This window comes from Anaerohalosphaeraceae bacterium, assembly GCA_037479115.1.
Taxonomy (GTDB): Bacteria; Planctomycetota; Phycisphaerae; order Sedimentisphaerales; family Anaerohalosphaeraceae; genus JAHDQI01.
The window spans coordinates 1-23,539 of record JBBFLK010000019.1 but is presented as its reverse complement, the minus strand read 5'-3'; the positions used below and the strand labels follow the sequence as shown (position 1 = coordinate 23,539).

Annotated in this window: 23 protein-coding genes; 18 read left to right on the top strand and 5 right to left on the bottom strand. The window is 54.8% G+C overall.

The genetic code is table 11. The annotated features are described in order from the left end of the window. Window positions 1–6: 6 nt before the first annotated feature. Window positions 7–2,190, bottom strand: a complete 2,184-nt coding sequence (rnr, locus tag WHS88_09510; GenBank protein ID MEJ5260413.1) for a ribonuclease R — start codon at window positions 2,188–2,190, stop codon at window positions 7–9. 146 nt (window positions 2,191–2,336) lie between these two features. Between rnr and WHS88_09505 the strand changes: the two genes are divergently transcribed. The 11 genes from WHS88_09505 (at window position 2,337) to WHS88_09455 (ending at window position 13,261) form a co-directional block, all read left to right on the top strand. After that, window positions 2,337–3,422: an AAA family ATPase gene (locus WHS88_09505; GenBank protein MEJ5260412.1), complete on the top strand. Its 1,086-nt coding sequence runs from the start codon at window positions 2,337–2,339 to the stop codon at window positions 3,420–3,422. Beyond that, the gene (deoC, locus tag WHS88_09500) at window positions 3,419–4,108 is read left to right on the top strand and encodes a deoxyribose-phosphate aldolase (GenBank protein ID MEJ5260411.1); all 690 of its coding nucleotides are present in this window, start codon (window positions 3,419–3,421) and stop codon (window positions 4,106–4,108) included. The genes WHS88_09505 and deoC overlap by 4 nt, the downstream gene beginning before the upstream one ends. 11 nt (window positions 4,109–4,119) lie before the next feature. Beyond that, window positions 4,120–5,571 carry an aminodeoxychorismate synthase component I gene (gene pabB, locus WHS88_09495; GenBank protein ID MEJ5260410.1) on the top strand — a complete coding sequence of 484 codons (1,452 nt, stop codon included), beginning with the start codon at window positions 4,120–4,122 and terminating at the stop codon, window positions 5,569–5,571. A gap of 34 nt (window positions 5,572–5,605) precedes the next feature. Next, entirely contained in the window at window positions 5,606–6,454 is an 849-nt protein-coding gene (locus tag WHS88_09490; GenBank protein ID MEJ5260409.1) for an aminotransferase class IV, read from the top strand. Then, window positions 6,451–7,563: a Nif3-like dinuclear metal center hexameric protein gene (locus WHS88_09485; protein ID MEJ5260408.1), complete on the top strand. Its 1,113-nt coding sequence runs from the start codon at window positions 6,451–6,453 to the stop codon at window positions 7,561–7,563. Before WHS88_09490 ends, WHS88_09485 begins: the two co-directional genes overlap by 4 nt. After that, window positions 7,548–8,249, top strand: coding sequence for an SMC-Scp complex subunit ScpB (scpB, locus tag WHS88_09480; GenBank protein ID MEJ5260407.1), 702 nt, complete (start codon window positions 7,548–7,550; stop codon window positions 8,247–8,249). Before WHS88_09485 ends, scpB begins: the two co-directional genes overlap by 16 nt. A 28-nt stretch (window positions 8,250–8,277) precedes the next feature. Beyond that, window positions 8,278–9,120 (top strand): three-Cys-motif partner protein TcmP, encoded by an 843-nt coding sequence (locus WHS88_09475; protein ID MEJ5260406.1) that lies wholly within the window; start codon window positions 8,278–8,280, stop codon window positions 9,118–9,120. Then, on the top strand, window positions 9,120–9,866 hold the full coding sequence (locus WHS88_09470; protein ID MEJ5260405.1) for a phage Gp37/Gp68 family protein: 747 nt from the start codon (window positions 9,120–9,122) through the stop codon (window positions 9,864–9,866). The genes WHS88_09475 and WHS88_09470 overlap by 1 nt, the downstream gene beginning before the upstream one ends. A gap of 46 nt (window positions 9,867–9,912) precedes the next feature. Continuing rightward, the gene (mutY, locus tag WHS88_09465) at window positions 9,913–11,016 is read left to right on the top strand and encodes an A/G-specific adenine glycosylase (GenBank protein MEJ5260404.1); all 1,104 of its coding nucleotides are present in this window, start codon (window positions 9,913–9,915) and stop codon (window positions 11,014–11,016) included. Window positions 11,017–11,104: 88 nt separating this feature from the next. Continuing rightward, on the top strand, window positions 11,105–11,707 hold the full coding sequence (locus WHS88_09460; GenBank protein MEJ5260403.1) for an NfeD family protein: 603 nt from the start codon (window positions 11,105–11,107) through the stop codon (window positions 11,705–11,707). 33 nt (window positions 11,708–11,740) lie between these two features. Continuing rightward, entirely contained in the window at window positions 11,741–13,261 is a 1,521-nt protein-coding gene (locus tag WHS88_09455) for an SPFH domain-containing protein (GenBank protein MEJ5260402.1), read from the top strand. 84 nt (window positions 13,262–13,345) lie between these two features. On the opposite strand, the gene WHS88_09450 is transcribed toward WHS88_09455, so the two are convergent. Then, window positions 13,346–13,762 carry a glycine zipper domain-containing protein gene (locus WHS88_09450; GenBank protein ID MEJ5260401.1) on the bottom strand — a complete coding sequence of 139 codons (417 nt, stop codon included), beginning with the start codon at window positions 13,760–13,762 and terminating at the stop codon, window positions 13,346–13,348. 143 nt (window positions 13,763–13,905) lie between these two features. On the opposite strand from WHS88_09450, the gene dapB reads away from it, so the two are divergent. From dapB to WHS88_09425, 5 genes are all read left to right on the top strand, one after another. After that, the gene (gene dapB, locus WHS88_09445; GenBank protein MEJ5260400.1) at window positions 13,906–14,703 is read left to right on the top strand and encodes a 4-hydroxy-tetrahydrodipicolinate reductase; all 798 of its coding nucleotides are present in this window, start codon (window positions 13,906–13,908) and stop codon (window positions 14,701–14,703) included. A 92-nt stretch (window positions 14,704–14,795) separates the two neighbouring features. After that, window positions 14,796–14,948, top strand: coding sequence for a 30S ribosomal protein THX (locus WHS88_09440; protein ID MEJ5260399.1), 153 nt, complete (start codon window positions 14,796–14,798; stop codon window positions 14,946–14,948). A gap of 84 nt (window positions 14,949–15,032) precedes the next feature. After that, entirely contained in the window at window positions 15,033–16,172 is a 1,140-nt protein-coding gene (gene nspC / locus WHS88_09435; GenBank protein ID MEJ5260398.1) for a carboxynorspermidine decarboxylase, read from the top strand. 511 nt (window positions 16,173–16,683) lie between these two features. Continuing rightward, window positions 16,684–17,145 carry a tetratricopeptide repeat protein gene (locus tag WHS88_09430; GenBank protein ID MEJ5260397.1) on the top strand — a complete coding sequence of 154 codons (462 nt, stop codon included), beginning with the start codon at window positions 16,684–16,686 and terminating at the stop codon, window positions 17,143–17,145. A gap of 64 nt (window positions 17,146–17,209) precedes the next feature. After that, window positions 17,210–18,151, top strand: a complete 942-nt coding sequence (locus WHS88_09425) for a calcium/sodium antiporter (GenBank protein MEJ5260396.1) — start codon at window positions 17,210–17,212, stop codon at window positions 18,149–18,151. 9 nt (window positions 18,152–18,160) lie between these two features. Here the strand turns inward: WHS88_09425 and WHS88_09420 are convergent, their stop codons facing one another. Beyond that, complete coding sequence (locus tag WHS88_09420) at window positions 18,161–18,904, bottom strand: Bax inhibitor-1/YccA family protein (GenBank protein MEJ5260395.1); 744 nt, start codon at window positions 18,902–18,904, stop codon at window positions 18,161–18,163. 160 nt (window positions 18,905–19,064) lie between these two features. Here WHS88_09420 and WHS88_09415 point away from each other — a divergent pair, with 160 nt between their 5' ends. Next, window positions 19,065–19,550, top strand: coding sequence for a DUF2784 family protein (locus WHS88_09415; GenBank protein MEJ5260394.1), 486 nt, complete (start codon window positions 19,065–19,067; stop codon window positions 19,548–19,550). Here the strand turns inward: WHS88_09415 and WHS88_09410 are convergent. Both WHS88_09410 and tyrS read right to left on the bottom strand, forming a co-directional pair. Beyond that, window positions 19,523–20,269 carry a glycoside hydrolase family 43 protein gene (locus tag WHS88_09410; GenBank protein MEJ5260393.1) on the bottom strand — a complete coding sequence of 249 codons (747 nt, stop codon included), beginning with the start codon at window positions 20,267–20,269 and terminating at the stop codon, window positions 19,523–19,525. The two genes, WHS88_09415 and WHS88_09410, sit on opposite strands and share 28 nt — an antisense overlap. A gap of 325 nt (window positions 20,270–20,594) precedes the next feature. Then, window positions 20,595–21,794: a tyrosine--tRNA ligase gene (gene tyrS, locus WHS88_09405; GenBank protein ID MEJ5260392.1), complete on the bottom strand. Its 1,200-nt coding sequence runs from the start codon at window positions 21,792–21,794 to the stop codon at window positions 20,595–20,597. A gap of 458 nt (window positions 21,795–22,252) precedes the next feature. On the opposite strand from tyrS, the gene WHS88_09400 reads away from it, so the two are divergent. Further along, window positions 22,253–23,512 carry a DNA/RNA helicase domain-containing protein gene (locus tag WHS88_09400; GenBank protein ID MEJ5260391.1) on the top strand — a complete coding sequence of 420 codons (1,260 nt, stop codon included), beginning with the start codon at window positions 22,253–22,255 and terminating at the stop codon, window positions 23,510–23,512. The last annotated feature ends 27 nt before the right edge of the window (window positions 23,513–23,539 follow it).

Here is a 23,539-nt window from a genome sequence, read left to right as displayed (position 1 = left end):
GGGATTTTATCGTTTTCTGCCGCGGCCTCTGGCGGAGCGGCTGCGTGCATTGTGCCGATGCTGGACGAGCGGTTCCGCCGGTGCGACGAAAAGCTGACGGGCCGGCACATTCACGGACACGATTCGAACCTTCATCGGCTGGCCGAGGTGGATGCTGTGCCCGGACCATTTGCCGACGACGGCCTGCGCCCGCTGGTCGTATCGCCATTCGTCCAGCCCCAGGTCGCCGGGTTCGATGAGCCCTTCGATGCCGAACTTCAAACACTGAACAAAGACGCCGAAGTTGGTCAGTCCGGAGACAACGGTGTCCATTTCGTCGCCGATGTGTTTGGTGAGCATCTGAAGAATCAGGACGGTCTTGAGCTCCTCTTCGGCCTGGTCGGCCTGTTCTTCCGTCCAGGTCAGGTGCCGGCCGATTTCCCGCAGTTCCAGCTCGGGCAGGACTTCTTCCAGTCCGATTTTATTCAGGGTGCCGCGGATGTAGCAGTCGATAAGCCGGTGCACCAGCAGGTCGGCATAGCGGCGGATGGGGCTGGTGAAGTGGCAGTAGTGTGTGCTGGCTAACGCATAATGTCCGATATGCAGGGGCGAATATTCCGCTCGGGGCAGACTGCGCAGGACGTAGGTGTTAATGGCATAGGAAAGAGGAGTGCCTTTGACCGAATCCAGCAGGTCCTGAATGGCCCGCCGGTCAAGGACACGGGGGACCTTCATTCGGAACAGTTTGATGAAGCGTCCGAGATTTTTGGCGCTCTGGGCATCCGGGGCCGGATGGATTCGCCGAAGGAAGGGGACCCGGAATCGGTCCAGCAGACCGGCAACCGCCTCGTTGGCCTCGACCATGAACATTTCGATGATGGTATGCGGATAGCTGTCGTCCGCCGGATGGGCGTCGATGACCTGTCCGGATTCATCATAGATCAGTTCCGTCTCCGGCAGGTCCAGGTGAATCATTCCCGCTTTGCGGCGCCGGGCCTCGATGGCCCGGGCCAGTGTTTCCATATCCTTCAGCAGAGCGACGACTTCACCCGGGAATCCACGGGCCTTTCCCCGCAGAATCCGGTCGGCTTCTTCGTAGGTCAGACGGGCCGTAGAACAAATCACGGTATTGTCAAACTCTGTCTGAAGGACCTTGCCGTCGGGGCTGTAGGTGATGTACACGCTTTTGGTGAAGCGCCGCTGGCCGGGCTGAAGGGAACAGATGCCGTTGCTGAGCACCTCCGGCAGCATCGGAATAACCTTGCCGGGCAGATAAACGCTGTTGCCGCGCCGACGGGCCTCTTTGTCCAGCGGCGTATGCATCGGGACAAAGGTGCTCACGTCGGCAATATGGACACCCAGCCGCCAGTTGCCGTCGCGGTCTTTTCGCAGACTGATGGCGTCGTCAAAGTCTTTGGCATCCGGCGGGTCGATGGTGATGATGGTTTCATCGGTCAGGTCCGCCCGGTTGCCGATGTCGTCGGGATTGAACTGTTCGACGGCCTGTCGGGCCTGCTGCCGGCATTCTTCGTCGAAATCCTCCGGCAGGGAAAACCGTTCCATCACGGCGCGGATTTCGGTATCGTAGCGTCCGGCTTTGCCGAGAATTCGAATGACGGCTCCGCGGGCCGGCTGATTGTTCTGCGGATAGCGGGTGATTTCCACGACGACTTTGTCGTTCTCGCGGGCTCCGCTGGCCGAGACGTCGTCAAGAACAATAGAGCCGAAGAAGCCCTTGCCTTCCGGCTGGATGAACCAGATATTTTGCCGCCGCTGCAGGGTGCCGACAAACCGGTCGCTGCTTCGTTCGATAATCTGGATAATTTGTCCGCCGTACCGCCACTGGCCGTCTCGTTTGCCGCGCCGAATCACCTTTGCCTGAACAATATCCCCGTTCATCGCTCCATTGATGTCGTCGGGAGCGATGTATAGGTCGCCGTGGGCGTTGGGAGTGATCGGAACCAAAAACCCAAAGCCCCGCGGGTTGGCGCGAAACGTTCCGATGACGGTATCGGACAGTGGGGGCAGCATCAGGTTCTTTCGGGAATCGGTGACGATTTGACCGTTTCGGCGAAGCTCTTCTACGGCCTTCTGGAAGGTGGCCGCCTCCTCCTTGCCAACCCCCAGCCAGCCGGCCAGCTGCGAAGCTGTCATCGGCTCGTAATCCCGTCGCGTCAGGGTGTTAAGTATCTGTAATTTATAATGTTCCATCGCCCTCGCATTGTACCTGAAATTTGGTTGTATGGCTATCTTTTATCGGAACAAACGGGGCATTTTCTTGCATTTTTCCTTGGCAGGGCTACAATGGTCTTCTCTTTTTGCTTGGCGGACAACGACACAAAACGCAGGAGACGGCGATGAAAATAGTAGTATCCGGCATGGTCGGATTGGATAAAAAGGATTATCTGGAGGAGGTGTGCGACTATGCCCGACAGCAGGGCAAGGACATTCTGCTTTGCAGTGTGGGCGATCGGATGTATGCCGAGGCGCCGGATGTGCCGCCGGGGCGCATTCTGGACATCTCCCGGGAGCGGCTGCATTCGCTTCGCCGCAGTGTTTTTAAGGATATTCTGGCTCAGGCCCGAACCCACGAGCATGTGATTGTCAACACGCACGCGACCTTCCGCTGGCGGCACGGGCTGTTTCCGGCCTTTGATTTTTACCAAATCCGGGCTCTGAAGCCGGATTTGTTCATCTGCATTATCGACAGTGCCGAGCGGCTCCACGTGCGGCTCAAAAAAGACCACCGCAGCCAGCACACCCTCAAAGACCTGCTGGTCTGGCGCGAGGAGGAGATTCTCGGGACCCAGATGATGCAGCAGGGCACACGTCCGGAGGCGCCGTTTTACTGCCTGGCACGCGGGCTGCACAAAAACACGGTGGAGACGTTTTATCGTCTGGCATTTGAGCCGCAGCGGCCGCGGGCCTATCTGAGTTTTCCGATGACCCACGTGGCGGGGCTGCCGGATGTGATTGCCGAGATTGACCGCTTTCGCGAGACGATGAAGGAGATTTTTACCTGCTTTGACCCGGGCGACCTCGAGGAGGCCTATCTGCCGTATTATGCCAAGAAGGCCAAACAGGAAGGGCACAAAACCATCGAGGTCGAGGCCCTCGGCCAGAAGGTCAATTTTGATGTGGAGGAGGTCCTCCAGATTGAAACCGACATCAACAGCCAGATTTACGCGCGGGATTTTATGCTGATTGACCAGTCGGAGATGATTATCAGTTTTGTGCCGGCCCTGCCGGACGGGATGCCCGCCTTGTCCAGCGGCGTGGAGCGCGAGCTTCAGCATGCTCACGAAACGGCCAAGCAGGTCTATGTCATCTGGATCCCCAAAAAGGCCCCGTCGGTGTTTGTGACCCAGACGGCCAGCCGGGTCTTTTTCTCGGCTCAGGAGGCCCTCGAGTTTTTCCGGAAAGAATACGGAGGGCGAATTTGATTATCAAAACCCCCCAGGAACTGGCGGCGCGGATTGACCATACTCTGCTGAGTCCCACGGCGGTGAAGGCGGATATCCAGCGGCTCTGCCAGGAGGCGATGGAGCATCGGTTTGCGGCGGTGTGCGTAACCGGCAAATGGGTCTCGCTGGCGGCGGACCTGCTGAGGGGCAGCGGCGTGCGGACGGCGGCGGTGGTCGGTTTTCCGCTGGGCACAGCCAGTCCGCGTCTGAAGGCCCTCGAGGCCCAGGAGGCCGTGATGAACGGGGCGGATGAGCTGGATATGGTAGCGGATTTGGCGGCTGTTGTGGAACAGGATGACAAAACGCTCCGGCGAGATATTGAAGCGGTCTGGAAGGTCTGTCGGCAGATGAACCCGCCGGTGGTGCTGAAGGTGATTATCGAGTCGGCGGCTCTGACGGACGAGCAGATTGTCTTTGCCTGCCGAATCGGTCAGGAGATTGGCGTCGATTTTCTCAAGACCAGCACCGGCATGCACAAGGCTGGCGGGGCGACGGTTGAGCATGTACAGCTGATGGCGCAGACGGCCCCGCGTTGCAAAATCAAGGCCTCCGGCGGCATTCGAACAGCCCAGCAGGCCCTGGCGATGCTCGAGGCCGGCGCCGCTCGATTAGGGACCTCCTCCTCCGTGCAGATTCTGCAGGAATTTGCTTCCGCGGCGAAATAAGGGGCCGTTTTATGCAGACGCTCCGTCCCAGACTGTGTCGATGCTTCCTTCGTCCGGCTCAATCGAAGGCCGCTGTTTGCCGGCTCTGTGAAACGGTTTCCCGCAAAGCGGTTCCGGCCGTCTGGGGCGGCAATGATTCGGTTCATCCTTTCAGTATCTTTTCTGCTCAGCCCGCCGCCGTTTTTCAGGCGGCTCTGAATGAGCCGGCGCTGCCGGCCCGGCTGGAGCGGACTCTTTCTTCGTACCGATTGGCCGAAGAGGTTCCTGTGCCCCAAGGGGCTTTCTGCGGGGGCTGGATGGGATATTTCGCCTATGAACTGGGGCGGTTTTTTGAAAAGCTGCCGGAGCAGGCACAGGACGATATCAAAATGCCCGTCGTTTGGCTGGGTTTCTATGATAAGGCCATTCTGTTTGACCACAGCCGGCAGGAATATTGGCTGGCGGCGGTTGAAGTGGAGGGAGAAAATATTTCCGCCGAGGAAAAATTTGCCCAACTGTCCGGCTGGCTCGAGGAAGCCGAACAGCAGGAGATACCGGAGGTTCCTTTTGCAGCCGATGCGGAACCGGTTCAGTTTGCGTCCCGAATGAGCCGTCAGGATTATCTGGCCGCTCTGGAGCGCATCCGCCGATACATTTATGACGGGGAGGTTTATCAGATTAATTTGACCCGGAGGATGGAAGGCCCCTTTGACGGCAGACCCATCGACCTCTTTCACTGGCATAGCCGCTGGAACCCCAGCCCGTATGCGGCGTATCTGGCGGCCGAAGACTGGGCCGTCGTCAGCGCCTCGCCCGAATTGTTTTTGCAGATTCGCGACCGGCATATCTGCACGCGTCCGATGAAGGGAACGCGTCCGCGCGTCAGCGGGCCGAATGCGGAGGAACGGAACCGGACGGCGTTTCGGGATTTGGCGGAAAGTGAAAAAGAACAGGCCGAGCTGGCGATGATTGTGGATTTGGAGCGCAATGACCTGGCGCGGGTCTGTGTGCCCGGCAGCCGGATTGTGTCTCAATTCCGCACAATCGAGGAATATGCCACCGTCTATCAGGCCGTGGCGGCCGTGGAGGGGCTGCTCCCGCGGCGGAATGACCCGGCGCTCTTTTTGAAAATCCTACGGGCGGTTTTTCCGGGCGGTTCGGTCACGGGAGCCCCGAAAATCCGTGCGATGGAAATCATTGATGAGCTGGAGCCGACCGCCCGCGGAGTTTATACCGGCGCCGTCGGCTGGCTGGGACTGAACGGTGATGCCTGTCTGAATGTGGCGATACGGACAACGGTGGTCAAGAACGGGCGTGTTTTTCTCCAGGCCGGCGGGGGCATTGTCGCCGATTCGCAGCCGCAGGCGGAATGGGAAGAGATGCTCCTGAAAGCCCGGGCCCTGCAGAATGCGGTTCAGGCCGTATGTTCGCGGCCGCACAGGCCGGCGGTTTTTGCTGTTCATCCCAACGGCGGCCGTTTATAGTATAGTCCCTAAAGGCGGATAACCGGAGGATGCTATGGAGCAGGTTTTTCTGAATGGTTCTCTTGTACCCGCATCAGAAGCCCGGATTGGGATTGATGACAGTTCGTTTTTATACGGAATCGGCCTGTTTGAAACGATGCGGGCGGTCAGGGGGCGGGTGTTTCGCTTTTCGGACCATTGGCAGCGGCTGGCGGACTCCGCTCAGACCCTCTCGATTGTCAATTCCTATTCGCAGGAGGAGGTACAGGATGCGGTTGGGCAGGTTCTGCAGGCCAATCAGCTGACGGATGCCCGAATTCGGCTGACGCTGACCGGCGGGTCCCTGCGAGCCGAAGAAAACCGGCGTTCAACCCTGCTGATTACGGCGACGGCGTTTGTCCCGTATCCGAAGGAATATTTCGACAAAGGCGTGCGGGTGGTGATTACGGATTACCGCCAGAACCCAAAAGACCCCTTTGCGGGACATAAGACGACCTGCTACGGGCCGCGTCTGGCGGCGCTGCGCGTTGCACACGAAAAACTGGCGGCCGAAGCCCTCTGGTTTACAACGGAAAACCGGCTGGCCGAGGGCTGCATCAGCAACGTTTTTTTGATTCGGCAAGGCAAACTTCTGACGCCGCCGCTTTCCACACCGGTTCTGCCGGGAATTGCCCGAAAAACAGTGCTTGAACTGGCCCGGCAGGAGCAAATTCCGACGGAAGAGCGTCCGCTGGACATCAATGACCTGCTGGCGGCCGAAGAGGTCTTTTTGACGAATGTGGTGATGACGATTCTGCCGGTGGTGGCGGTCGAAGGGCATACCGTCGGCGAAGGCAAACCCGGACCGGTGACCAAACTCCTGACAGAAAAATACGAGGAAAAACTTCGGGATTTGACTCTATGAAAATCGAACAGATAGAACAGCTGCTCGAGGAAATTGCCCCGCTGAAACTGGCGCAGGAATGGGACAATGTCGGGTTTCTGCTCGGCGACCGCAGGCGGGACATCAAATCTATCCTGCTGACGATTGATACGACGATGGCGGTTGTTGCAGAGGCCAAAGCCGCAAAAGCGGACCTGATTTTGGCGTATCATCCGATTATCTGGGATGGGCTGAAAAAGATTACCGCCGACGGGCCGACCGCACCGATTTATGCCCTGATTCGTGCCGGCATCGGCGTCTTTTCCATCCATACGGCGTTTGATGCCGTACTGGGCGGCGTCAACGATGCGCTGGCGGAGATTCTTGAGATTCAGGACCCCAAACCCCTCGGAGATTTTGTCGCTGACCCCAAAGGGCCTCAATACAAGATTGTAACATTTGTGCCGACGGATTCCGTCAATCAGGTTGCGCAGGCCCTTTACGAAGCCGGAGCGGGGGCCATCGGAAATTACTCCCATTGCGGGTTTCAAACGGCTGGGACGGGGACTTTCAAGCCCCTCAAAGGCGCCAACCCGACTATCGGCCGAAGAGGCAAACTGGAAAAAGTGCAGGAAGTGCGTCTGGAAACCGTCGTTTCCGCCGACAAGGTGCAGGCGGCGGTGGCCGCCCTTCGAAGGGCTCATCCCTATGAGACGCCGGCGTTTGATGTGCTGCGGCATTATGATGTGGAAAACCGCTTTGGATTAGGCCGTTTCGGAAAACTTCGCAAGCCCTTGAGCATTCAGCAGGTTCTTGACAGGGTCCGTCGGGCGACCGGCACAAAGGCCGTCGGCATTGTCGGACCGCAAAAGCGGCTCATTCAGACGGCCGCCGTGTGTGCAGGAAGCTGCGGAAAAATCTTAAATGCCGTCATAGACGAAGGATGTGATTTGTACCTGACCGGGGAACTCAAGCATCATCAGGCCCTGGCGGCAGGCGAAGCCGGGCTGACCTGTCTATGTCTGTCTCATTCCAATTCCGAACGATTTGCCCTGAAAATCCTGGCTCGGAAATTGAAAAAACACCTCCGAAATGTCACAATACGGCTCAGCAAACAAGATAAGGACCCGTTTGTATGGAAAGAGATTTGAACGAGCAGGATAAAATCGAGAATGAAATAGACCAGCCGGAGCCGTCTGCCGACCTTTCGAGACCGTCGGAGGATGAGCCTCTGTCCAGTGAGCCGCCGCAGGCGCAATCGGAGGATTTTCAGGAGGATATGGAGGCATCGCCGGCGGAGGAAGCCGCGCTGACCCCCACGTTCGAAACCGTCATTGAAGCGGTGCTGTTTGCCAGCGATGAACCGCTCAAGCCCGCCAAGCTGGCGGAGATTGCCGAGGCGGGCACCCTTAAGCAGATTCACCAGTGCGTTCGGGATTTGAACCGCAAGTACCGCGAAGGCGGTTTTTCGTTCCGCATCGAAAAGATTGCCGGCGGGTATCAGATGATGACGCTGCCGGTCTTTAATCCGTGGCTGTCGAAGTTGGTGAAAGTCCGGGCGGACAACAAACTGTCGCCGGCGGCCCTGGAGACCCTGGCGATTATTGCCTATAAGCAGCCGATTATCCGGGCGGATATTGAGGCCATCCGCGGCGTGGCCAGCGGCGAGGTGATTCGCAATCTGATGTATAAGGGGCTGGTGAAGATTGTCGGCCGGGCGGAGATTCTGGGCCGGCCGATGCAGTACGGCACCACGCAGAAGTTCCTGGAAGTCTTCGGGCTCAATTCCCTTAAAGACCTGCCCAATGTCGAAGAGCTCAAAAACCCCCAGACCTGAAACATAAAAAACTTCAGAAGGAGCAAAAATGAGAAAAGAAGGAGACTTCAGATTTGATGAGGTTGGGTATTGGTCTGAAATTAAGCTCGAGATTTTACAGAAGTACGGCAGTGCTTATACGACAATTATGTCAAAACAGGCGTCAATAAAGGGATATTATTATATTGATGGATTTGCCGGGCCGGGTGTTCATATATCCAAAACCAAAAAGAAACAAATTCCGGGCAGCCCTTTGATTGCCCTTGATACGAAACCGCCTTTTACAGGATATTATTTTATCGATCTTAATAAGGAGAAAATTGACTATTTAAGGCGGTTGGCTGCCGGTTATTCGAATGTTTTCTTTTTTGAGGGGGATTGCAATGAAATCCTGCTGAAGGAAATTTTTCCGACCATTCAGTATTCTGATTATAAGCGTGCTCTGTGCTTATTGGACCCTTATGGGCTTCACTTGAATTGGGAGGTTATGCGGGCTGCCGGACAGTCCAAGGCCATTGAAATCTTTCTTAACTTTCCTGTAATGGATATGAATAGAAATGTATTATGGGAAAATCCGGACAAAGTATCGCCGGAACAAGCAGACCGATTAACATCTTTTTGGGGAGATGAAAGTTGGAAAAAAGCGGCCTATAAAAAACAGGAAGGGCTTTTCGGCGATATAGAAGAAAAAACGTCCAACGAAGCGATTGCCCTTGCATTTCAAAAACGATTGAAAGAATCTGCAGGATTTGGATACGTGTCGAGGCCTATGCCAATGAGGAATGAAAATGGGGCTGTTGTCTATTATCTTTTTTTTGCGTCCCCAAACAAAACCGGCCATAAGATTGTAGAGGATATTATGAAAAAATATTCGAATCGAGGATGTGTTTAATGGCGACGCAGACGGCGATTGAGTGGACGCAGTGTACCTGGAATCCCGTAACCGGCTGTACGAAAATCAGCGCCGGCTGTGCTCATTGTTATGCGGAGCGGATGGCCAGGCGGCTGTGTGCAATGGGGCAGCCCCGTTATCGCAACGGCTTTCAGGTCACGGTGCATCCGGAAACGCTGGAGGAACCTTATGGGTGGAAAAAGCCCCGGTTGGTCTTTGTGAATTCGATGAGTGATTTGTTTCATGAAGAGGTGCCGTTTTCTTTTATTCAGCGGATTTTTTCCGTGATGAACCGATGTACACAGCATACGTTTCAGATATTAACAAAACGCTCGCATCGCCTGGCGGAGTTGGCCCCGCTGCTGGAGTGGTCGCCGAATGTGTGGATTGGGGTGACGATTGAAAAATCTGATTATTTGTACCGTCTTGACCATCTGCGGCGTGTCAACGCTTCTGTAAGATTCTTGTCCCTGGAACCCTTGCTTGGACCGATAGATACTTTAACACTGGAAGGGGTTGATTGGGTGATTGTCGGCGGGGAATCCGGTCCGCGGGCACGTCCGATGAAAGAAGAGTGGGTTCTTCAGATACAGGAAAACTGTTTGAAAGAACGAGTTCCTTTCTTTTTCAAACAGTGGGGCGGTTTCAACAAGAAAAAAGCAGGACGCCTTCTGCAGGGGCGTACGTGGGATGAAAAGCCCTTCGTTGTCCTTCAAGGAAACAACTTAAACGGATTGCCTGTTTAACATCCCTCTTTTCTTTTTGAGCTTGCTTGATTTAAATATCTGCCCAATGTCGAAGAACTCAAAAACCCCCAGACCTGAAGAGATTCGACAGGCCCTGCTGCGCTGGTGGGATCAGGGGCACCGCGATTTGCCCTGGCGGCGGACGAAAGACCCTTACGCCGTCTGGCTGGCGGAGATGATGCTCCAGCAGACGCGCATTGAAACCGTCATTCCATATTATGAGCGTTTTTTGCAGCATTTTCCGACGGTGGAGTCGCTGGCGGAGGCCAAACTGGATTCGGTGTTAAAGCTGTGGGAGGGGCTGGGCTACTACAGCCGAGCCCGCCATCTGCACAAAGCCGCTCAAATCATTGTTCGGGAGTACGGCGGGCGGTTTCCGGAGAAGGCCAGCGAGCTGCAGAAGCTTCCCGGCGTTGGACGTTATACCGCCGGAGCCGTGGCGAGCATCGCCTTTCACCAGCCGGCGCCGCTGGTGGACGGCAATGTCATTCGCGTTCTGTGTCGGCTGTTTTGCATCCGCCAGGAACCGACCCAAACCGCCGTCAAAAACAAACTCTGGCAGCTGGCCGAAACCCTGGTTTGTCCCCGGCGCCCGGGCGATTTCAATCAGTCGCTGATGGAGCTGGGGGCCGTTGTCTGCAAACCCGGTCTGCCCGATTGCCGGATGTGTCCGCTGGAGATGTTTTGTCTGGCCAAACAAAAGGGGCTTCAAGCCGTTCTTCCTATAATGCCCAAAAGCGGCAAACTGCCGGAATATGAGATTGCGGTTGGGATTGTCTTTCGAAAGGGGCGGGTCCTGATTGCCAAACGAAAGGCCGAAGGGCTTTTGGGGGGCTTGTGGGAGTTTCCCGGCGGCAAGAGAGAAGCGGGTGAGACGCTCGAGCAGACGGCGGCTCGTGAGATTCGGGAGGAGACGGCAATCGCGGTTTCCGTCGGGCCTTGTCTGACGGTGGTGCGGCACGCTTATTCGCACTTTAAGATTGTGCTGCATGCCTTTTTGTGTGAGTATCAAGGCGGAAAAGCCGAGCCGCTCGGCTGCGATGCCGTCAAATGGGTCTGGCCCAGCCGGTTAATTCAATACGCTTTTCCGGCGGCCAATCTCAAAATTTTTCAAAAACTGCATTCTTGGGTAAACAAAAAGCGGTCTTAACCCCTCTTTTCCAATCGGTATCCCCGAAAAGGAATTGCTTTTTTGGAGAATTCTGCTACATTTTCGGGGGAATACAAGGAGACAGTTTATGAAGGGCTTTCTTGACAGTCTGAGTGGGCTGGAATTGCTTTTTGCCTGCTGCGCTGTTTTTGGAACGGTGTTGTTTGTCCTTCGGACGATTCTGATGTTTCTTGGGCATGCAGGCGGCACGGATACGGACGGTCAGGTCGGAGCGGAAGGGGCGGATGGAGGCATAGCCGGAACTGACGGGGCCGTCCATGACAGCGATTTGAGTTTCAAAACCCTTTCTCTGCAGGGGGTTACCGTCTTTTTTATGATGTTCGGAATAACCGGATGGATGATTATGCGGATGGGGGAATTTCATCCGGTAATACCGATCGGCATCAGCCTGCTGACAGGCGGTTTGATGCTTTGGCTGGTCAAGAAGCTTTTTCAGTGGGCAGCTCGGCTGCAATCCAGCGGAACCCTGAATCTGGACAATGCCGTGGGGCAGGAAGGAACGGTCTATCTGACCATTCGGCCCGGAAAGCCCGGCAAGGTGCAGCTGGCCGTCCAGGAGCGATTGACGGTTTTGGATGCGATTACCGAAAAGCAGGAGGAGTTGAAAACCGGACAGACCGTCCGTGTGGTTAAGATTTCAGCCGGACGTCTGGTCGTTGAAAAAAGTTAAGGTGCAAAGAAGGGTTCGAGAAAGGAGAGGATTATGACCTTGACCTGGCCTGTGCTGCTGCTGATTTGGTGTTCGATTGCCGCTCTTGTAGTGTTTTTCCTGGTGATGTTTCTGGCATCGCGGTATCGGCGGTGCTCATCCGACCAGATTCTGGTGATTTACGGCCGCGTCGGGAAAAATCAGACGGCGCGCTGCATCCACGGCGGCGGAGCGTTTGTCTGGCCGCTGATTCAGGATTACGCGTACATGAGTCTGACCCCGATGACCATCACCATTCCGCTGGAAAATGCGCTGTCTTTGCAGAATATCCGGATTAATGTTCCGAGTACCTTTACCGTCGGCATCAGCACGGAACCGGCGATTATGAATAATGCGGCGGAGCGTCTGCTGCGGCTGACCCCTCATCAGATAGAGGAGATGGCCAAGGAGATTATTTTCGGGCAGCTTCGTCTGACGGTGGCCTCCCTGACGATTGAGCAGATTAACCAGGACCGGGAAAGTTTTCTGGAGGCCATCCGGAAAAACGTTGAGCCGGAACTGAACAAAATCGGGCTGATTCTGATTAACGTCAACATCACCGATATTACGGACGGCTCGAATTACATCGAAAGCATCGGCAAAAAGGCGGCTGCGGAAGCAATCAACACCGCCAAAATTGACGTGGCCGAACAGGAAAAAATCGGTGCAATCGGCGAAGCACAGGCCAACCGGGAACGAACGATTCGCGTAGCGGAGAATTATGCAGAGGCCGAAAAGGGACAGAAAAAGGCCGAGGCGGATAAGCGAATTTACATCCAGCAGCAGGAGGCGGAGGCCGTCAAGGGAGAGAAAAAGGCGGTCGCGGAACAGCGGATTTTTGTCCAGCAGCAGGAAGCCCTTGCGGTCAGCGGGGAAAATAAAGCCAAGGCGGATATTGCCGAATCCGAGGCGCAATTGGCCATCAGACGGGCGGAGGCCCTTCGAAAAGGCGAAGTGGCCAAACGGCAGGCCGAAGCGGAAATCCAGAAGGCCCAGTATTTGGCGGAACAGCAGCGGCTGACGGCCGAAGTGATTGTCAAACAGGAAATTGAAAAGCAGAAGATTGAAATTGAGGCCGAGGCCCTTGCGGAGCGGTATCGCCGGGAGGCCAAAGGGCAGGCCGATGCCATTCTGGCCAAATATGAAGCGGAAGCCAAAGGGCTTCGTCAGGTGCTGGAAAGCAAGGCCGCCGGCTATCGGATGCTGGTTGAAAGCTGCAACGGAGACGCCCGCTCGGCCGCAACTCTGCTGATGATTGAGAAACTGGAGGAAATCGTCAGTCGTCAGGTGGAGGCGATTAAGAATCTCAGGATTGATAAGATTACGGTTTGGGATTCAGGCGGCTCAGACAAGGGCGGCTCGTCCACGGCCAATTTTCTGTCCAGTTTAATCAAGTCGCTGCCGCCTCTGCAGGAGATTGCGGCCATGGCGGGGGTGGAACTGCCGGAGTATTTGGGCAAGATGTCCGAGGAGAAAAAGGAAGCAGTCGCAGCTCAAGGGAAATCGGAGACAGCGTCATCCCAAAAGACGACCTGATGAGGACTTCTGTTGGGAAAAAAGGGCGGCTTAAGAAGCCGCCCTTTTTGTTTGGATGGAGAGGACCACCTTCGGCGAAGGTTCTTAAAACCCATATACCGTCCGGAGCTGCTCTTCCGTCGGTTTGGTGTCGTATCGTTCGCCTCGGGGGCCGTACCAATAGCCGCCTTCTCTGCGGAGGGTGACGGAGGTTTTGGACCCGTTGCTGTTGGTTATCCAGACGGTTTCCGTTGCGGCGGCTGAAGCCGGTTGAGGAGAATACACCTCCTGCTGACGCTGCTGTTCGGCCTTCTTTTTGTCGGATTGCGCCCCAATTACATAACCGGCTCCGGCACCGACGGCGGCACCAATCAGCGTTCCTTTTGTGTCTCGCCCGACGGCCTGGCCGACTCCGGCCCCCACGGCACCTCCAATCAGGGCTCCGGTCTGCGCATCACTTTGACAGCCGACCGAGGCGAGCAGAATCAGAAGCAACATACCTGATACCAGTCTTTTTCCCATCTTTTTTGCTCTCCTCATCGATGAAATCCTTTTTTTATTCTACTACAGAACGGGGAAAGCGGTTCTTTCTCTTGTTTTGAAACGAGTTTCCGGCTATTATTATCGACATTTGAGCTTTCTTAACTAAAGAAAAGGGGTGCTTCATGACAGCGTCATTGATTATTCACGGTGCGGCCGGGCGAATGGGCAAACGTCTGATTGCCTTGGCGCTGGAGTCCGGTTTCTGGAAAATCGTTGGAGCGGTGGACCATCCGGAGCATCCGGATATCGGCAAGGATGCCGCATTGCTGGCCGGATGCGGGAATACGGGAGTGGTTTTATCCGGCAGCTTGGACAAAAAAGCGGATGTGATGATTGATTTTTCCCTGCCTGGTGCGGCGGCTGAAACCATTGCGTTCTGTGAGAAGACCCGGACGGCATTGGTGATGGGAACGACAGGACTTTCGGAGGCGCATATGGACCTCCTTCGAAAGGCCGGTCAGAAAATCCCGATTGTCCAGGCAACCAATATGAGTTTGGGAATGAACCTGCTGTTCAGTCTGGTTGGACGAGTGGCCAAAAGTCTGGGGGAAGAGTATGATATCGAGATTGTCGAGGCACATCATCGACATAAAAAAGACGCCCCCAGCGGCTCTGCCTTGTCGCTGGCCCAGTCCATTTGCGAGCAGACAGGTCGAAAATATCCGGATGTGCTGGTCCATGGACGAGAAGGCAAAGAGGCCCTGCGTCAAAAAGGGACGATTGGGATGCATGCCATCCGAGCGGGTGATATTGTCGGCCAGCACAGTGTGATCTACAGCACGCAGGGGGAGACAATCACCCTTTCGCACTCCGCCCATAGCCGGGATACGTTTGCCCGGGGGGCTTTGAGTGCGGCTCGGTGGCTTTTGGGGAAGGCCCCGGGACTTTATTCGATGCAGGATGTTTTGGGGCTTCGATGAGCCGTCTTGCAGAGCAGATGAGTTTTGGATAAAATACAAACCCTTTATGATGACTTTCAGACAGGACAATCAGGAATAGAAAGGAAGTTTTCATGGGAAAAGGGGATAAGAGAACCAAGCGCGGCAAACTGTGGAGAGGAACCTACGGCAAGATGCGCCGTCCGGAAGGCAAGGAGAAGAAAGACCGGATTTTCCCGCCGATGCCGCAGCCGGCGGAGCAGGGAACCGGCTCTGAAAGCAAATAGTGTCCTCCGGCAGCAGGCAAAACACCGCCGCAGAAAAGGGAGCCCCTCTGTTCTGCGGCTTCTTTTTTCGGAAAGGCAGGTGCAATGGACCCGGCACGCGTACAAACACCCTGTTATGTGATTGATTTGGGGCGGCTGAAAAAGAATCTGGTCCTGCTCGGACAGGTCCAGCAGGACACAGGGTGTCGGATTCTGCTGGCCTTAAAGGGATTTGCCGCCTGGAGCACGTTTGACTTGTGTCGGCAGTATCTGTCCGGGGCGGCGGCCAGCTCCCTGCACGAGGCCAAACTGGCCGCGGAGTATTTCCGCAAGGAAGTGCATTTGTGTGCTCCGGCTTATCGGGATGATGAGATGCCCGAGTACCTGCGCATCGTTGACCATATTGTTTTTAATTCCCATACTCAGTGGAATCGTTTTCGCCAAAAGGTTCAGCAATCCCCCCGTCCGATTGCCTGCGGTCTGCGTGTCAACCCGATGCACTCAGAGGTCAGGACACGCATTTATGACCCGTGTGCGCCCGGCTCCCGGCTGGGGATTCCGCCGGAGCAGTTTCGCTCGGAGGAGCTGGAGGGCATCAGCGGTCTTCATTTTCACACACTTTGCGAGCTGAACGCCGATTCGCTGGTTCGGACGCTGGCGGCTGTTGAAAAGCATTTCGGCGCGGTCATCCGGCAGATGAAGTGGATGAATTTCGGCGGGGGACATCACATTACACGGCCGGATTATGATGTGGAGCTTTTGTGCCGCACCATTCGGGATTTTTGGCAGCGGTATCCGAATCTGGAGGCGATTTATCTGGAGCCGGGCGAGGCCATCGCTCTGCATACCGGTTTTCTGATTGCCTCGGTACTGGACATTGTGCACAACCAGATGGATATTGCGATTCTGGACACGTCGGCTTCGGCCCATATGCCGGATGTGCTGGAGATGCCGTATCGGCCGGTTATTACCGGAGCGGGCCTGCCGGGAGAGAAGGCCTATACCTATCGGCTGGCCGGGCCGACTTGTCTGGCGGGCGATGTCATCGGCGATTATTCGTTTGACAAGCCGCTTCAGGTCGGCGACCGACTGGTTTTTCACGATATGGCTCACTATACAATGGTCAAGAATACGATGTTTAACGGCATCAACCTGCCGGACATCGTCCTTTACGACCCGCAGCAGGACCGCTATCTCCTGCAGCGGCGGTTTACCTACGAGGATTTTAAATCCCGCCTGTCCTGAACTTTAAAGTTTACCTTTTTTGGAAAAAGAGTAGAATCCCTGTTAGAAGCAGCAGAAAGTAAATATTCTGCAGTGAGTGCTGTTTTGTGATTAGTAACGGCAAAAAGACGGTATTTCTTGTCCTGATTCTGCTTCAGGCGGCTTCGTTTTGTTTTGAACGGTCCGGCGAAAAAAAGCCGGCTGCGTTTGAATCCCTGACTTTCTCTGCGGCCCCGAGCATTCCAAACGTTGTTTCTCCGGAGCAGCGATATTCCAGGACATGTCTGGTCTGTTCGGCCCTCTTCAAGACAGCATTCATCTGGGACGGCCGAGCCATTATGGGCCGTCCTGAAATCTTTTTCCGGGAATGCCGTTTCCCAGGTTTCCCGCAAACCCTGCAGACCCTCGGCTGTCAACTGACTATCTGATCTGCTTTCACCCCCTCTTTTTCCGGAAGGCAATTTTTGGTTTGCTTTCCAGCCCGCGTTTTTTTAAAGCTCTTTTGACTTCTTTTTTTGCAGAGGGTCCGTTTATGAATAACAAGACATCCATTTCCTATCAAATCGAACAGATTCAAAAGATGCTTGACTCCGGAAAGCCCCAGCAGGCGCTGGATTATCTGGACCGCCTGGATTCAAACAACCATCTGATTCAAAATGCCCGGGGAGTCTGTCTGATGCGTCTGGGCCAGGCGGATGCGGCGATCCAGATTTTGCGCGACCTGGCTTTTCAGGGGCAAATCTGTATTCCGTCGGACACCCCGCCTCTTTTTGCCGCCAATTATGCCACGGCGCTGCTGATGAAAGGATATAACCAGGAAGCCCTGGAAATTCTGGCCGATTTAAACCCGGCCCAGCATCCTTATATTGCAGCCTTGTACGATGCTGTTGCAGAATGGAAACGGGGGCTTACGCTGTTCCAGAAGTTGTGCTGCCGGCTGAAGCTGTATCCCAAGAAGCCGATTTCGCTGACCGTTCCTCCCGGCGGTCTATAAGCAGCAGCGGGAAAAAAACCCTCTTTCAGCGGGACAACCGTACGAAAAAGAAAAGGAATTTTGCATGGTCTTTCTTCTGATAGCGGCAGGGCTTTTGCTGCTGTATTTTGGGGCGGAGTGGCTGGTGAAGGGGGCGGCTGCGGCGGCGGTTCGTTTGGGAGTGACGCCGCTGGCGATTGGACTGACGGTCGTGGCGTTTGGAACCAGTGCACCGGAGCTGACGGTGAGCACCCACGCCGCTCTGAAAGGATTGGGGGATATTGCCGCAGCCAATGTAGTCGGTTCCAATATCTTTAATATCGCGTTCATTCTGGGGCTTGCGGCGGCCATCCGCCCGATTCGCGTTACCAGGCAGCTGATTCGCTGGGATGTGCCGGTGATGATTGCCGTATCGGTTCTTTGCCTTGTGCTGCTGCTGGACCGGCACCTGACCCGAACGGAGGGGCTGCTGCTCTCTGCGGGAATAACCGCTTATACGATTTGGACATTTCGTCAGGCCAAACGGGAGCCGGATTTGGCTTTGGGGCTGGCGGAGGTGTCCAAACAGAGCGGTGCCTTGACAGGGCTTTGGGTTCCTGCGGCGCTGGTGGTTCTGGGGCTGGCGCTGCTGGTGCTCGGGTCCAAGCTGCTGGTTGCCGGGGCTCTTCAGTTGGCCCGAAGGTATGGGATTTCAGAGGCCGTGATTGGATTGACGATTGTCAGCGCCGGCACGAGTCTGCCGGAGCTGGCCACATCGGTGGTGGCGGCGGTTCGCCGGCAGGCGGATATCTCTATCGGCAATATTGTAGGCTCCAATATTTTCAATCTGTTGGGGATATTAGGGATTTCCTCGCTGGTGCGTCCGTATTCGGCGCCGGAGCTGACGTTTTGGGATTTGGCAATGATGCTCGGAACGGCCCTTCTGCTGCTTCCTCTCCTGCGGAGCGGTTTCGTTTTGAGCCGCAAGGAGGGGCTCTTCTTTCTGGTTTTATACGGGGCCTATTTATGGCATCTGCGGCCGCAATAGCGGAAAAAGTCAGCGTCGGCTTTGCTGGAGTTTGGCCAGCAGTCGGAGAATTTCCAGATAGAGCCAGACCAGCGTAACCAGCAGCCCGAAGGCGGCGTACCATTCCATATATTTGGGAGCACCCGCAGCAGCCCCGTTTTCGATAAAGTCAAAGTCCAGCACCAGATTCAGGGTGGCGATGATGACGATAAAGACACTGAAGGCAATCCCGAGCGGCCCGCTGCTGTGAAGCAGGGGAACATTCAGACCAAAGAAGCCCAGAATCAGTGCGATGAAATAGAACAGGCAGATTCCGCCTGTGGCGGCGACGATGCCGAGTTTGAAGTTCTCCGACGGCTTAATCAGCCGGGAGGTGTAGGCAATCAGCAGAGCGGCCAGCGTGCCGAAGGTTAGAAAGACAGCCTGAAAGACGATGCCGGGGAACTGCTGTTCGAAGGCCGCCGAGATGCCCCCCAAAAGCAGCCCTTCTGCGACGGCATACAGCGGGGCGGTAACCGGGGCCGCAGTCTTTTTGAAGATGGTAATCAGGGCCAGAACAAAACCGCCGATGAGGCCGCCCAGCAGATAAGGGGTGAAATTGCCGCCGGCGGAATAGACATACCAGGTCCACGAAGCCGAGGCCGTGACCAGCCCCAGCAGGACGGCGGTGCGGTTCACAGTGCCCTGAAGGGTCATCGTCTTGACGGTGGAATCGTAATAGGGAATGGCCTCAAAGACCTGGTCATTGAGGGCCGGGTTGGCTGTCCGCATCATAAAAAGCTCCTTTCTTCTATAAAAGACCAACGTTCAGGATTATTATATCTGAATGAATTGTCCGGTCAATCCGGCAGAAGTTTTACGCTCGGGTGCGGCGGAAGGTTCAGCCGTCCCCGAAAAGGCCGAAGACGGAAGTTCAGAACGAAAGGAAATCCGGATGAGCGCTCAACGGCTGGCCGATGGACTGATGGTGATTCATTTCCTCTGGGTGCTGTTTATGGTCTGGGGGATTGTCCGGACAATCGATGCGGCGGCTGCGGTGATGGTCTGCCGGCATCCGCCCCTTCGGGCCCGGCGGTTTCTGGAACGGTGGATTTTCCGTACAGTTCATCTGGCGGGGATTGTGTTTACGGGATTCCTGGCGGTTCTGGGAAAGTATTGTCCGCTGACGATATGGGAGTATCAGCTGCGGTGCGGCGGCCGGCCGTTTGCGGAACCGCCTGGCTCATTTCTGCTGGTATGGGTCGAGCGGCTGCTGTATCCGGATGTACCGCCGGTGCTCTTGGAGGCCGTTTCGGCCCTGGCGGCTCTGTTTACAATGGCGGTCTATGCCGTGCGTCCTCCGGTGAAAGTCCGACAGGCACTGGGTGTTCTTTTGCGGCGCTCCAGCGGCCGTCAGGGCTCAAGGGCCAGGAGACCCTGAAGAATTTGTTCATCGGCTTCAAAGGCCGTTCCGTGGCGGGTGCCGCGGGGAAAACGCAGCTGCTCGGAGATAATTTCCCAGTTTTTCAGGTCTTTGGAGCGGACGGCTCCGTAGCGGCTGCGGGTGTATTCGTCGTAATAGACGACCCAATATTCGCCAAGCTTCAGAACCGTAGGGCCCTCGACCCACGAGGGCGTAAAGGGTTCGGAGGCGGGGCCGTAAGGGCCGGTGAGATTTTCGCTGACGGCCAGACGGAGATTCTTTTGGGCCTGGGGGCGTTTGGTTTCGTCCTTGACAAACATCAGCCAGCGTCCGTTATCCGGCACAATCACCGCATCGATGACATTAAATCCCCCGTCGTAGAGCAGGGCGGTCGGGGAGAAGGTTTCGAAGTCTTTGGTGGTGATATAGTAAATCCGGTGATTCTGTTTGTAGCCCTCGCGGGAGATGTCGCCGGTTTCATCTGTTTCGGGGAAGCGGCCCGGGATGGTGGTGGACCAGTAAATCAGGAATTGTTGGGTTTTTGCGTCATAGAGGATTTCCGGCGCCCAGCAGTTCAGGGCGTTGGGTTCGTGGTCCATCACCCCCAGCCGACGCTGCGGCGACCAGTGAATCAAATCTTTGGAGTGGGCCAGCCCGATGCCTTTGTCCCACCAGCCGGTCGTCCAGACCATATGGAAGGTGCCGTCCGGTCCCCGGCAGATAGACGGGTCGCGCATCAGTTTGGAGCCGACCTGCGGGCGCAGGAGGGGGCGGTCGCCGTTGAGGGGTTTCCATTCGAGCCCGTCGCGGCTGTAGGCCAGATGCAGCCCGCTTTCGCCGTTGCCGCGAAAGGAGGAAAACAGATAGACGGGCTGGGCGGCTTCGGCCGCCGACAGCAGGACGGCAGCAAACAGAACATAAAAGGAGATTCATTTCATAGTTGATTTCCTTTTCTCAATTGTTTTCCTCTTTTCTCAAATCTGTGCCCGGCGAGCTGGATTCCCGCTTTCCTCCTTCGCTGAAAAGCTTCGGAGGACAAGCCGCGGAAAAGACAGGGAATCCCTACACTTTCAGGCGGGCGAATTTGCGTTTGCCGACCTGAACGACCATCCCGCTGTGCGGGGTGATTTCCTGATTGGGGTCGGTAATTTTCTCATGGTTGATGCGGACGCCTCCCTGCAGGACGGCGCGTTTGGCCTCACCGCCGGTGGCGGCCAGACCGCACTGGAGCAGGAGTTTGGCGGCGGCGATGGGAGCGGCGCTGACAGCCACTTCCGGCATTTCGTCGGGCAGCTGGCTTTGGGCGAAGACCTTTTCGAACTCTTCGGCGGCCTGCTGGGCGGCCTGCTCGCCGTAAAACTGCTGCACGATGAGTTTGCCCAGCAGGACTTTGGCTTCTTTCGGATGGGTCTTGGCCGGGTCGGTCAGCTCCCGGATGCGTTCGGCGGGCAGGTCCGTCAGAAGCGTAAAGTAGTTTTCCATCAGATGGTCGGGAATGCTCATCGTCTTGCCGAACATGTCGGAGGGCTTGTCGGTGACGCCGATGTAGTTGCCCTTGGATTTGCTCATTTTTTCTTTGCCGTCCAGCCCGATGAGGATGGGCATGGTGATGACAATCTGGGCGGGCTGGCCCGCCAGCCGCTGGAGGTCTCTGCCGACCAGATTGTTAAAGGTCTGGTCGGTGCCGCCCAGCTCCACATCGCTTCGAATGGCCACGGAGTCATAGCCCTGCATCAGCGGATAGAGGAATTCGTGGATGCCGATGGGGTCGCCTTTTTTGTAGCGGATTTCGAAGGTGTCGCGTTCGAGCATCCGGGCGACGGTCATCGAGGCGGTCAGTTTGATGATGTCGGCCAGGCGCAGGTCGGCCAGCCATTCGCTGTTGAACCGCACCTCGACCTTGTCGGGGGACATATCGAGGATTTTGCCGGCCTGCTCGAAATAGGTTCGGGCATTTTCCTGGATTTTTTCCGGGCTGAGCATCGGGCGGGTGGTGTTCTGGCCGGTCGGGTCGCCGATGCGGGCGGTATAGTCGCCGATAATCAGGACCGCCTTGTGGCCCAAGTCCTGAAACTGACGGAGCTTGCGGAGCACGACGGTGTGGCCCAAATGAATATCCGGGGCGGTGGGGTCCATGCCGAGTTTGGCCCGCAGGGGCCGGCCGGTTTTGGCGGCTTCGGCCAGACGCTGGGCCAGTTCTTCTTCGCGGAAGACCTCGACGGTTCCGCGTTTGAGGATTTGCATCTGCTGGGCAATGTCCATTGGAGTTCCTTATTTTTGTGCCGTTTGGTTCGAACCGTATTAAAGGCCTAAAATTATAGCAGAAGGGCCCGCGGTCTGCAAGGGCAGGGACGAAAAGGCATAGGAAGAAGGGAGAAGAAACAAGGAAGAAAGGGCGGGCGGATTCCAGCAGCCGGCAAAACCTGAAGCACGAAATCCGAAATCCGAAACTCGAAAACCAAAACGCGAAATCCGAAGCACGAAATCCGAAACGCGAAATCCGAAGCTCGAAAAAAAATTGAAGCTCGAAACTTTTCCGCCGAAGGCAAAAGCCCCAAAAATCGCAAAAAAGGGGTTGAAAAGGGGAAAGAATAAAACTATCTTGTTTTACGAAAATAATTAAAAGCAAACAAGAATTCGTTGTCGATACGTAACTTATGAACCGGGCTGCTTATTCTGATATCATTCCGTCATTTCTTCAAACAACAAAGGAACATGTTTTGGGGGAACTTGTACAAAAAAGCGAACTTACAGTAGAGCAAAATCAAATAAATGCCTGGAGTCAAGAGATTGACATTTTAAAGAAAGCATTAATTTCTTTTGATGGATGGATATTTTTAGAATATTCAATTCCTCGAATGGGGCGAAGGGTTGATGCGATTCTTCTCATTGGTTCTGTTATTTTTGTTATCGAATTTAAAGTTGGCGAAAGAAATTTTCACAAGCAAGCTATCGATCAAGTATGGGATTATGCTCTTGATTTAAAAAATTTCCATGAACCAAGCCATGATGCCTATATCGCGCCAATCCTCGTGCCTACTCTAGCTACTAAGATGCCAGAGATAAGATTAAGCATCCCTGCAAATGACAAACTTTTTGCTCCAATATGCTGTACAGTACAAAATCTGAACGAAATTCTTTCTTTGATTTATGATACCATAAGAGAAAAACCCATTGAATATACAAGATGGATTGAGGGACGTTACTCACCGACACCAACAATCATTGAAGCCGCTATGGCACTTTACAACGGACATTCTGTAAAAGACATTTCAAGAACAGATGCTGGGGCCATTAATCTCAAACAAACTTCAGATGTGATATCTTCCATTATTTGCGAAACACAAAAAAGATCTCGAAAAGCTATTTGTTTTGTTACAGGTGTTCCCGGCGCTGGTAAAACACTTGTGGGTTTAAATATAGCCACGAAACATATTGATAAGGAAAATGCCTTGCATAGCGTTTATCTATCTGGGAATGGCCCATTGGTTGCAATTTTACGAGAAGCATTAGCTCGAGACAAATTGCAACGGATGCAAGCGATAGGACAAAGAGGAAGAAAGTCACAGATACTTAGCGAAGTGAAAACATTCATTCAAAATGTTCATCATTTCCGCGATGAATGCTTGAGGGACATGAATCATCCTCCATTAGAACACGTTGTCTTATTCGATGAAGCCCAACGAGCATGGAATCAAATTCAAACCAGCCGATTTATGCGGCAAAAGAAAAAAATACCCCTTTTCAACGAGTCGGAACCAGAGTATTTGATTTCCTGCATGGATCGACATCCAGATTGGGCTGTAATTGTTTGTTTAGTTGGCGGAGGGCAAGAAATTCACACGGGAGAAGCTGGCATTGGAGAATGGATTGATGCCTTAATAAAGAGATTTCGGAATTGGACTATTTACTTATCTCCTATGTTAACAGATAGCGAATATGGTGCAGGAGAAGTACCGTTTCCATTAAATAAGTTTTAGTTTTGTTGAGTTTGTTTATTGCGATAC